Origin of the sequence: Vibrio sp. A1-b2, assembly GCF_021726015.1 — a bacterium.
Lineage (GTDB): Bacteria > Pseudomonadota > Gammaproteobacteria > Enterobacterales > Vibrionaceae > Vibrio > Vibrio diazotrophicus.
In genome coordinates this window covers 86,421-98,369 of record NZ_JAKKCI010000003.1, presented here as the reverse complement: position 1 = coordinate 98,369, position 11,949 = coordinate 86,421, and the positions used below count along the sequence as shown (strand labels likewise).

The following is an 11,949-nucleotide window of genomic DNA, read 5'->3' as shown; positions in this document are numbered from 1 at the left end:
TCGAGTCCTCTCAATAAAATCCGTATGAGTTTATTAAAAAAACACTATTTAACGGCTTGCATTATGACAAGCCTGCCGACAGTTTCTGTCGCTAAGGAAACAGACGAGTTAAAGCAGCTTCGCTCCACTAGAATGTCGGAGAAGGTCAAGGTTCATGAGCAAACGGATAGCTCGCGTATCTACCTAGAACAAGGCGCAATTTGGGCGAGCCGAGATATAACAAAATTTAACCCCGTTTTAGCCGTTAGCGTAACTGACGAGGTTGAAGTTGAAAACGGCAAGTTTGTCAGTCCTATGAGTTTTTCCGTCGACACTAACTATGGCTACTATATCAAGTCATGGCAGTTAGAAGTTTATCGTGGTGGAGACCGACATCTATCACAACCGTTAGCCGTTCAAAAAGGCCAACAGCTGGCAAATAGCACCAGTATTGAATGGGATGGGACTACGGATGTCGAGCATAAGTTTAAGCTGGGTCAACAACTAATTTTCCGCCTGAAAGCTTGGGATGAACAGGGGAATATGGATACCACCACATTGGGTGTGGTTGACCTTGTTCGACCTGATAAAGAAGTATCGATAGATAAAAATACGGGTCAGTCAGATAAAGGGCGTCAATTTGGTCGGGCGAACCTGATGCGCCATAACATTCCGACTTCATCAGGTTTGGCGAAATTTATGGGTACGGGGCTCAATGGTGTTGACAAGGTTGTTATCGGTGAGGATGAATTCGACGTTGTCGAAGGCGAGCTTTATGCAGAAATATTCTTACCGACAGACGCTTATAACTTCCCGACAACCGTAGTATTTGATGACGGAGAAGAGCGTCGTTTTTCCCTTTATGCACGTATTCCGGACACATACTACGCACAAGCAGGTTTAGCGGATTTTTATATTGGTTCTAACCGTGTAAGTGGTAGCTCGGGGGCATTAGATGTGAATGATCAGTATGAAAAAGACATCTATAGCCAAGGGCGATTAGCCTATTTTGGGCAGGGAAAATTTGGCGATAAGCTGAGAGTTACTGCTCATGTGGATACACAAGAGCATGCCATTAAAGACATGTTTAAGCATCCTTTCGCTTCGAATGATAATTCTACGGTATTTGATATCGTCGATGGTGATGACGAGATGATGTATGGTCACTACGGTGATGGTTCCAATATCCGTAAAGTGGTGAATACACAAGGGAAAGTGTATTTAGACGTCGAGTACGACAAATCACAGTATTTGTGGGGTAACTTCAACACTGGAATCACTGGGACGGATAATAGCGATTACAACCGCAGTTTATACGGTTTTAAAGGTGATTATCGTACCCGTTCAACGACCAAATATGGTGAAGACCGATTAAACATTGTTGGTTTTGCTTCTCAAAGTGAATCTTTGTTTGCTCATGACGAATTTCTTGGGACTGGAGGCTCCCTTTACTTTCTGCAACACGGTGAAGTGATCCCCGGTAGTGATAAGGTCATGGTCAAAGTCACTAACAAGGATAGCGGCATTGTTGAGAAAGAGATTGCACTGACAGAAGGCGTTGATTATGAGATCGATGACTACCAAGGTCGCATCATTCTAACCAAACCACTGTCTGACATTGTTTCGAGTAGCTTTGGTGATGTGATAAACGATTCCCCTCGCGGTGGCTATGAAAACTATTTAGCGGTGGACTATGAATACGTTCCTACCGGAAGCAGTGCTAAAGAAGCGATGGTTTTAGGTGGTCGAATAAAGGGGTGGGTTAATGACTATGTTGGGCTGGGCGCTACCTACGCAAGTGAAGAAAAAGATGCACAGGATTATGAGCTTTACTCTGCCGATTTAACCTTAAGAGCGACAGAAGGTACTTATTTGAAGACCGAGTTTGGTCAAACAAAAGGTACTCAGACCGATAGTAACTTTGTTTCGTTTGATGGTGGTTTGACTTTTACACCTATTACCTCGGCAACTGAAGGCGACAGACAAGGCAACAATCTTCAAGTACTTGGTGTTGCAAGCTTATATGATTTAGCTCCGAGCATTTTCGGTGCTGTGGGAAATGACTTCAAAGCTTGGTATAAATCGAAAGATGCTGATTATTCTTATGCCAGTCAAAATGACAATTTAGAACAAGAGTCATATGGAGCAGAAGTCCGATTCCAACTTAGCGACTCTATTCAATTTGCTACTCGCTTTACTTCGATGGAAGAAAAAGAAGTGGATGGCAGATTAGAAACTGATAGTGAACAAGTAGAAGCCGAAACACAGTTCCTAATCACTGACAACTTCAAGCTATCTGTTGCTGGTAAACAAATTAAAGAGCTAAACCAAGAAAAGGAGTCTGGCACAGGCACGCTCTTGGGAGCGAAAGCGGAATATCTTTGGGATAGCGAGAACAGTGTTTATATCAAAGGTCAAACTACCGTAGATAATACCGATAACTACGATGAAAACGACAGCGTCACAGTGGGTGGCGAGACTCGTGTTTTTGACGATATTACCCTAGGAGCCTCTTATACTGCGGGTGATAGAGGCGAGGCGACAGAAGGGACAATCAACTATGATGTGAATCGAGACTATTCGACTTATGTCACTTACGTTGATGACAACTATGAAGACCAAAATAATGTTATTTTGGGACAAAGGGCTGCTTTGACTCAAACCGTCGATTTTTATCAGGAAAACCAGTTCGTTAAAGAAAATAATGGCAAAGGTCGTATCGATTCTTTTGGTTTTGATAACGAAGTGAACGATGACGTCGATGTGGGCGTTTCCTATCAACAGGGCGAAATAGACTACGGGTATGACCCAGAAAACGCCATAGTGGGCGTCGTACAACGCAAAGCCGTAAGCTTCAATGTCGCTGCTGATCTGGATGATGTGATACTCAAACACAAACTAGAGTACCGAGTTGACGAAGCAGAACAAACGAATGAAAAAGTCATTCAGTGGGTGACGACAAATAGTTACACCCACCATCTGACGGAAGAATACACACTATATGGAAAGTTCAACTATTCACGTTCAGAAGACGATACAAATAACGAGCTACTGGCTCGCTTTATTGAGTCAACAATCAGTTTGGCATATCGCCCAGTATATAACGACAACCTTAACTTGTTGTCGCGCTATACCTACCTCGTTGACTTTGACAATCTGAGCCGAGATGTTACTTATTCAGATGAAGTCAGTCATATCATAGAAACGGAAGCTCTCTATCAATGGGATGCGAACTGGGAGTTTGGAACCAAGCTTGCCTACAAAGATAAGAATCAGATATTTAGCCGAGCATCTGGCGCAGATGTCGATGTTGATACAGATATCTATCTGGCAGGGCTAAGTGCCTCATATTTAATTATGAAAGGTTGGGACATTACTGGTCAGTATCACTGGAAGATCGATACACAGTTCGATGAAGTAGAAGATGGAGCGCTCGTTTCGTTCAATAAATATGTTAGTGATAACTTTAAAATAGGTGTGGGATACAACTTCTCTCGCTTTGATGACAACTTAACTAATGATGATGACTATGATGCACAAGGTCTTTTCATTAACTTAATTGGCAAGATCTAGAGGAAGGCGTAATGAGTGGTTTGAGCCGTAAAGTTAAATTAACGATAGCTTCAGGTTTCAGTGTTTTGGCATTAGTTGCATGCAGTACCGACACATATGTTAGCCAAGAAAATGTCGATAAATACGATCATCGAGTCAGTAAGTTCCTTATTGCCGAATGTCTATCCCCTCAGAGAGAAATAAAAATTGCAGTTGCCGAACATTTTGATTTTGATAAGTATGAGTTAAAAGAAGAGGATAATGCTGCGTTGGATCAGTTTGTGCGCGATATAAGGAAACTGAAAGGTCGTATATCCATAGCGGCACATACAGATTACCAAGGTTCAGAGACCTACAATGAGCGGTTGTCGCTACGTCGTGCAAACTCGGTTAAAGAGTACCTACTTAAAAATCTGCCTAATAATGAATATCAATGGGAACTGAAACACTTCGGAGAGAAGGTACCGTTATTTAAGGAAAAAACATTAGAGGCTAATGCTGCCAACCGTCGTGCGTATGTGATGTTTGAGCAAATGTTGGAAACGGAAACTCATGCTTCGTGTTTACCACCTAAGCCAGAACGTAAAGTTTTTGTCGCGTTAACCTCTCACTTTGAGTTTGATGATGCAACCTTGAGAGAGGAAGATAAGCAAGAACTGGATAGGATTGCGTTAAAGCTAGAAGAGTTGCAAGGGCATATATTGATCGCTGGGCATACTGATTATCAAGGTTCTGTTAGCTATAACGAAAAGTTAGCGTTAAAAAGAGCTGAAGCGGTAAAGGCGTACTTGGAAACCAAGGTTGCGAACACGGATTCGTTTATATGGGAAGTGAAATCATTTGGCGAAAGTGAGCCCCTTGTGCATGAGAAATCATTAGTGGCCAACAAAAAAAACCGCCGTGTTTTTGTTGTGTTTAGAGAAGAAACCGTTCAACAAAGTAAGAAATAAGTTAAAACATAATGCTAAGACTCTAGTTTTATTAATCGGTATTGAAACGCACATTGACTAGAGAAAATATTAAAAATTGCGAACAACAATGACGTTGATTACAGAAAGTCAGACAACAAGGAAGCAGTATGAATTCACCAAAAGTCGCTATTATCACTGGTGGTGGGCGAGGTATTGGCGCTGAAACAGCAAAACACTTTGCTCGCCAAGGCTATGCGGTATGCATCAACTACAAATCAAATGCGGGTGCAGCGGCAAGAGTTGTGGAAGAGATTGTGGCACTTGGTGGTCAATGCATTGCAGTGCAGGCTGATGTCTCTCAAGAGGCAGATGTGATGCGACTGTTTGAAACCGTAGATAAGGAACTGGGTACACTCACTGTTCTTGTTAACAATGCGGGGATTTTGAAAAAGCAGATGCGCTTGGATGAGATGACCGCTGAGAGAATCAACGCTATCCTCTGTAACAATGTCACCAGTTATTTTCTCTGTTGCCGAGAAGCAGTTCAGCGTATGTCTACACGCCATGGTGGGCAGGGTGGTGTGATTGTGAATGTTTCATCAACCGCTTCCCGTTCTGGCGCTCCAAACGAATACATTGATTATGCAGCGTCGAAAGGCGCGATAGATACTCTGACGAAAGGTCTATCACTGGAAGTGGCGGCTGAGGGAATTCGCGTTAATAGTGTACGCCCCGGATTAATCCATACAGATATGCACGCTGACGGCGGTGAGCCTGAGCGAATTGAACGATTGAAATCCAAAATCCCGCTCCAAAGAGGTGGTTTACCCGAAGAAGTAGCAGAAGCTATCTATTGGTTAGCTTCAGAAAAGTCATCATTTTCTACAGGTAACTTTTTGGATCTCGCTGGTGGTTTGTAAGCGGTAAGGTGAATCCATAGCATGAGTAAAAGCTTCGCTAAGTGAACACTGGGCTATTGCCTTATGTATCAAATATCAGTGGCATCATAAAACCAGATAGGAAAACGTTATTTATTTAGCTAAGAGATACTCGTTTAACCATGACTAGTTTTTAAGTTTTATTGAGTTCTGTTTCATATCGGTTCTAGGGTTGTTTTAACTTTCGATCTTCTTTTATATTTATTTGTTGCACATTATTTATGTATCTTCGAAATATGTATCTAAGTATTTCAATGTAGGTAGTGTCTTGTGCTTTTGAATGACGGATTTAATAGAATCAAACGTTGAGAATGGGCTGAAATTATAATTTTTAGAAAGCCTTTGGAACCAACATCTTTGATTATGGAGTTACCATGAGTAACCAAGCATTAAATCAAGCGTCATCACCGAAGCCGAGTGGTATGGATCGCTTTCTTAATTTCATTGAACGGGCAGGTAACAAGATCCCTGATCCGGCAATTCTATTCTTCTGGGCACTCGTTATTACTTGGGTTGCATCCGCACTTTTATCCAACGTTTCATTTGACCTTCTAAACCCAAGAACTGGCGAAGCGCTGGTAATTAAAAACCTGCTCACTGGTGAGTCACTAGCGAATTTCCTTGCGAGTATGGTAACAACGTTCACTGGCTTTGCACCGCTAGGTATCGTGTTGGTTGCGATGTTAGGTGTCGGTGTTGCTGACTCTTCTGGCTTTATCACCACTGGTCTGAAGAAAATGCTGAACTTCACGCCAGCGAAACTGTTAACGCCGATGCTGATTCTGGTGGCGATTGTGTCACACACCGCAGCAGACGCTGGTTACGTACTGGTTATTCCTCTGGGTGGTATCATTTTTCACGCAGCAGGCCGTCATCCTTTAGCAGGTATTGCTGCCGCTTTTGCTGGTGTTTCTGGTGGCTTCTCTGCGAACTTTATTCCTTCTGGTATCGACCCATTGCTAGCGGGTTTTACTCAGACGGCAGCGCAAGTTCTTGATCCTGAATACGTAGTAAACCCTCTGGCGAACATCATCTTTACTGGCCTTTCTTCTGTTATCGTTATCGTTATTGGTTGGTACGTAACAGAGAAAATCATCGAGCCACGTTTGGCAAACACGCCAATCGATGAAGATGCAGAAATGGCACCGGATCTTGCGTCTTTCACTGAGCTAGAATCAAAAGCTTTCCGTTACGCAGGTTGGGCAATGGTTGCTGGTATCGCGCTTCTTGTTGCAGCGCTGATGCCTGAAGACTCAGCACTCCGCTCTCCAGATGGTCAGATTACAGCGTTCTCTGCGCCAATTATGAAGTCTATCGTTCCGTTGATCTTCATCCTGTTTATCATTCCAGGTTATGTTTACGGTCGCGTTTCTGGCACATTTAAAACCAGCAATGACATCATCAAAGCAATGGCAACGACTATGTCTACCATGGGGGCATACATCGTCATGTCGTTCTTCTGTGCTCAGTTCCTATCGGTTTTCGCACAATCAAACATCGGTACTATGCTAGCGCTATACGGTGCTGAAGGTTTGAAAGCAATGAACCTGCCGGGTGAAGCAACAATTGTGGGTATGATCCTACTGACTGCTTCAGTTAACCTGATCATCGGTTCTGCATCTGCGAAATGGGCACTGATTGGTCCAATCCTAGTGCCAATGTTGATGGCGGTGGGTATCTCTCCTGAGCTTTCTCAAGCGGCTTACCGTGTGGGCGATTCAGTATCTAACATCATCTCGCCTCTGATGGTGTTCTTCCCATTGGTGGTGGTTTACTGCCAACGTTATGTGAAATCAACAGGTATCGGTACTCTGGCTTCTCTGATGATGCCATTCTCAATCGCAATGATGATTGGTTGGACTATCTTCTTGCTTGCTTACTGGGCGGTGGGTATTCCACTAGGAATTCAGGCACCTTACGAATACGTAATGTAATTACGCTGTGTAACCAAAAGCCTGCCAAATGTTGTGCAGGCTTTTTTGTCTTTGCTCAAAAATATTATGACCTAAAAACCAGTCAGTTATATTCAAATTATCTTCCATAGCTTTGTTTAACCATGCTCTGTCAAAGGTGAACAAAAGATGTGAACTACACTGTAGAAGGAATAAAACAGTGGTCGCATCGCTTCTCACCACGTGAGTCAATGTTAAGTAGAAGCGAAGTAGGAGATTAATGGTATGGCAAAGTACAAAGTTGGCTACTTCGTCGGTAGCTTGTCTTCCAGTTCTATCAACAGGCTGTTGGCGAAAGCACTGGTACGCTTGGCTCCTCCTGAGCTTGAGCTGATTGAAATTCCAATCAAGGATCTGCCGTTATATAGCGCGGACTATGATGCTGATTTCCCGCCAGTCGCTCGTGAGTTCAAGAAAGCCATATCCGCTATGGATGGTGTGTTGTTTGTCACTCCAGAATATAACCGTTCAATACCCGGCGGACTAAAGAACGCAATAGACTGGGCAAGTAGACCTTGGGGGCAAAACTCGTTCACAGGCATACCATCTGCGGTCATCGGTACATCTCCGGGTTCAATTGGTACAGCCGTCGCCCAGCAAAGCTTACGTGGCGTACTCTGCTTCTGTAACTCACCACTGATGAACACTGTGGAAGCGTATATTCAATTTAAACCGGGTTTAATCACAGAGGATGGGAAAGTGACAGATGAGGACACGGAGAAGTTCCTAGCTAAGTACATGTCTGAATTGCACGCTTTCATTGTGCGAGTTCTCACTGTGCTACCACGCTCGAAGAGCTAGTTGCTTGATTAGAAGTCAGTTTGTGAAACCACTACAAATTTAATGGCAGCATTGTGTTTTGTTTGCTGCCATTCTCTTTAATATTTTAGGTAACGAATAGGCAAAAATATGGCGATGTGAAGCATGATTTTTTCCACCTTTATCCTCCTAAATTCTAAATAAATTATCAGCTTCTAAACTGCAAAAATAAAAATATTCACAAATATTTATATCTATTTGAACTAATCGGTGTATAGTGCACGCAGCTCTTAAACGTGAGCTATTTATGAAATGTTTAGTTCAAGTCTCTTCTCAGTTTTCTTTCGATCGATTTCGTTATACTACTCCTGCGGCAACTTATTCTTCATCTTCCATCAAATAGCCTCGATTTTGGATTTTATGATGATTAACGAGGTATTTATTATGTCTAATAAAGCAACTGGTTCAGTAAAATGGTTTAACGAAACAAAAGGTTTTGGTTTCATTTCTCAAGACAATGGCGGTCCAGATCTATTTGTTCACTTTAACTCTATCGTTTCAGAAGGTTTTAAAACCTTAGCTGAAGGACAGAAAGTAACATTTAGCGTTGAGCAGGGTGCTAAAGGCGCTCAAGCTACTAACGTTCTAACAGCTTAAGTTAGCTTTCGAAAAAATAAGCACGATTTGCTTATTTAAATAGAAAAAGCACGAGTAGGATAAAAATATTTCGAGAAGTTTTTATCCTAAATTCACGCAAGTGAATGCCTTATTTTTTGATGTTCTGAATAGTCTGTTTAATCGATATTTTTAGATTTATTTTATTTAGATGTAACTATGAATATTATTTCTTTGTTACTGAAGTTTTTCTTATTTTTATAAAATATAAATCTCAGAGTGAATATCTTTTAAAAATGCTTTTCAGTATAGGAATAGTGAATGAGAAAAAGACGAGATAAAGTTGCAAAGAAAGCTTGGAAAAGTGGCTACGAAGCAAAATTTGAGCAAATGGTAGGTGAATACCATAGTGCAAAAGAGACTCTTGAAACGATGACGGCTGGTTCCGATGAATTCAAAGCGCAGGAAAAACTCTGCGAATCTCTTTTCTCTAGTGCCGAACGCTTCTTTAAGCAGCACCAATAACTCAAGATTGATTTGCCACAGTCTCACTTGATCTTGTGGCTTTCTATCCCTTAGTCCCCCCTTACTCTCCCTCATTTATTTGCACTTCTAGTTAATCCAACTAACGATTAGTCAGGTTTCCAACAGAATTAAGTGCAAAATCATGCGCCAAACCCAAACACTTTTAAATACGTAAATGCAGCCGCCAGTTCAGGACCTTAGCTCAATTCTCGCGCTATACCCTAAATCGAGCAGCTTTTCAGTTACGTGAAAATGGATATCGGATGTGCCTATCCTACTTTCAGTGAAGGTAATTCGTAGTCATAGGTTATGGATTCGTGGCCCCTTAATGCTGTTTCTAACAGTTAGGAAACTTTTCCTGAATATTTATTGTTGGGATCCCGCTTTTTTACTTTTCTTAAAAAGTAATGTGAACGCTATCACTAGATACTTTTTCCTTGTGGTCAAACCCCGTTGTCTTTACCTCATACCAACCCTATTCTCAGTCTGCTACTTAAAACAAAGGACTGAAAGCCTATGAACAACAAGAACAAGGTATTCTCGCTGGCGGTAACTACTTTGCTTACTGCTGGAATTTCTGCCAAAAGCTTAGCTGCTGATGTGACTGTTTGGGCTTGGGACCCGAACTTCAATGTGGCTGCCATGAATGAAGCGGCCGCTCGCTATAAAAAGATCGACCCTAGTTTTAATCTCAAGGTTATTGATTCAGGTAAGGAAGACATTGAGCAAAAACTGCATACCATGCTGGCCTCAGGTATTACGAGTTCGTTGCCTGATATTGTCTTAATTGAAGACTACAATGCTCAGAAGTATTTGCAGGCTTACCCTGGCTCTTTCTTGCCACTGCAGGAGCACATCGACTACAGCCAGTTTGCACCATATAAAGTTAAAGTGATGACTATTGGTGACAAAGTGTTTGGCATTCCTTTTGATTCTGGTGTTGCTGGTATGTTTTATCGAAGTGACTATCTAGAGAAAGCAGGCTACACCCACAAGGATTTGCTTAATATTACGTGGGACAGGTTCATTGAAATTGGTAAAGACGTCAAAGCGAAAACAGGTATTAGTATGCTGACATACGATATCAATGACGTAGTGTTACCTCACATCATGATGCAGTCAGGTGGTGAATGGTTCTTTACTCCAGAAGGAGAGATGAACATCGCTAATAACCAAGCGCTTAAAGAGACATTAAAAACTATCAAAGCAATCAACGACGCCAAAATTACTCGCCCAACATCAGGTTGGTCTAGTTTTGTTGGCAGCTTTAACGCTGGTCAGGTGGCTACAGTAACGTCTGGCGTTTGGATCATGGGTTCTATTAAAAGCGTTGACGAGCAAAAAGGTAAATGGCGAGTTGCACCAATCCCAAGTCTTAAACTACCTAATGCAAAACATGCTTCCAACCAAGGTGGTTCGAGTTGGTATGTGCTAAGTACCAGCAAAGATAAAGAAGCGACTATCAACTTCCTCAAGAAAACATTCGCAGCTGATGACGACATGTACCAAACCTTACTGGTTGAACGTGGCGCTCTGGGCACATATTTGCCAGCAAGTGTGGGCTATGCCTATACAGTCGAAGATGAGTTCTTCTCTGGGCAACCTGTTTTTTCTGATTTTTCCAAATGGGTAGCTGAGATTCCGCAAGTTTCTTATGGCATGTACACACAAGAAGTAGACAACGCCATCTCTGCTGAAATTCCTGCTCTTCTATCGGGTGATTCAGTTGACGACGTGTTAAAGCGCGTCGAAACCGCACTTAAATACCAACTGATGTAAACCACTTCGGCTTGGGGCTCGCCCCCCAAGCCTCTTCAATCCAATTAAATGGTGTAACCATGCATAAATCCAAGATGCACAGGCTGTATGACATTAACGGCTGGGCTTTTGTCGCAACTGCCGTGGGTTTAATTGCCTTAATGACTCTTTACCCGATTGGAAAGTCGCTCTGGTTATCATTGCATTCCGGTCGTGGGGTAATACTAGAATTTGCTGGTGTCTCTAACGTGATCAGGCTGTTTTATGATCCGATGTTTAAAAAAGCCCTATGGAACACTCTGACATTTCTAGCCATTCAAGTACCGATCATGATCTTCCTTTCTCTGGCGGTCTCATCGTGTCTGAACTCATCCAAATTAAGATACAAACAGTGGTTCCGATTGGCTATTTTCTTGCCTTGTGTAACTTCTTTGGTGGCTTACTCAATACTGTTTAAGAGTATGTTTGAGCTCGATGGCGTTGTGAATTCTGTATTGATGGCGATTCACATCATTTCTGAACCGATTCCTTGGTTAGCCGATCCATTTTGGGCAAAAGTAACGGTTATCATCGCTATCACTTGGCGTTGGACTGGCTACAACATGATTTTCTTTCTATCGGCAATGCAGAATATTGATAAGTCTATATATGAAGCGGCTCGAATTGATGGCGTAAGCCCGATAAAGCAGTTCTTGTTCATCACTGTTCCATTACTGAAACCTGTGATCTTATTTACTACGGTGACATCCACTATAGGTACGCTTCAGTTATTTGATGAAGCAATGAACATCACTAATGGAGGGCCTGCGAATTCAACGATGACTTTGTCACTCTATATCTACAACTTATCATTTTCTTATGTGCCGAACTTCGGTTACGCGGCCACAGTTTCCTATGTGATTGTTGTGCTATCGGCGGTTTTAGCTGTTGTGCAATTTAAAGCTGCGAGGAACAAGTAAT

Annotated in this window: 9 protein-coding genes; all 9 read left to right on the top strand. The window is 42.2% G+C overall.

Annotated features, from left to right (window positions below):
• Positions 1-24 precede the first annotated feature (24 nt).
• Positions 25-3,552 carry a hypothetical protein gene (locus L3V23_RS07995; protein ID WP_237292166.1) on the top strand — a complete coding sequence of 1,176 codons (3,528 nt, stop codon included), beginning with the start codon at positions 25-27 and terminating at the stop codon, positions 3,550-3,552.
• 11 nt (positions 3,553-3,563) lie between these two features.
• Positions 3,564-4,481, top strand: coding sequence for an OmpA family protein (locus L3V23_RS07990; RefSeq protein WP_102965263.1), 918 nt, complete (start codon positions 3,564-3,566; stop codon positions 4,479-4,481).
• A gap of 128 nt (positions 4,482-4,609) precedes the next feature.
• Positions 4,610-5,362, top strand: coding sequence for an SDR family oxidoreductase (locus L3V23_RS07985; RefSeq protein WP_102965264.1), 753 nt, complete (start codon positions 4,610-4,612; stop codon positions 5,360-5,362).
• Positions 5,363-5,754: 392 nt separating this feature from the next.
• Positions 5,755-7,314, top strand: coding sequence for an AbgT family transporter (locus L3V23_RS07980; RefSeq protein ID WP_102965265.1), 1,560 nt, complete (start codon positions 5,755-5,757; stop codon positions 7,312-7,314).
• Positions 7,315-7,557: 243 nt separating this feature from the next.
• The gene (locus L3V23_RS07975; protein ID WP_102965266.1) at positions 7,558-8,133 is read left to right on the top strand and encodes an NADPH-dependent FMN reductase; all 576 of its coding nucleotides are present in this window, start codon (positions 7,558-7,560) and stop codon (positions 8,131-8,133) included.
• 402 nt (positions 8,134-8,535) lie between these two features.
• The gene (locus tag L3V23_RS07970; RefSeq protein WP_042483411.1) at positions 8,536-8,748 is read left to right on the top strand and encodes a cold-shock protein; all 213 of its coding nucleotides are present in this window, start codon (positions 8,536-8,538) and stop codon (positions 8,746-8,748) included.
• 279 nt (positions 8,749-9,027) lie between these two features.
• Positions 9,028-9,231 (top strand): hypothetical protein, encoded by a 204-nt coding sequence (locus tag L3V23_RS07965; RefSeq protein ID WP_042482927.1) that lies wholly within the window; start codon positions 9,028-9,030, stop codon positions 9,229-9,231.
• A gap of 516 nt (positions 9,232-9,747) precedes the next feature.
• Positions 9,748-11,010, top strand: a complete 1,263-nt coding sequence (locus tag L3V23_RS07960) for an extracellular solute-binding protein (RefSeq protein ID WP_102965267.1) — start codon at positions 9,748-9,750, stop codon at positions 11,008-11,010.
• A gap of 59 nt (positions 11,011-11,069) precedes the next feature.
• Positions 11,070-11,948 carry a sugar ABC transporter permease gene (locus L3V23_RS07955; RefSeq protein WP_042482934.1) on the top strand — a complete coding sequence of 293 codons (879 nt, stop codon included), beginning with the start codon at positions 11,070-11,072 and terminating at the stop codon, positions 11,946-11,948.
• Position 11,949: the final 1 nt, after the last annotated feature.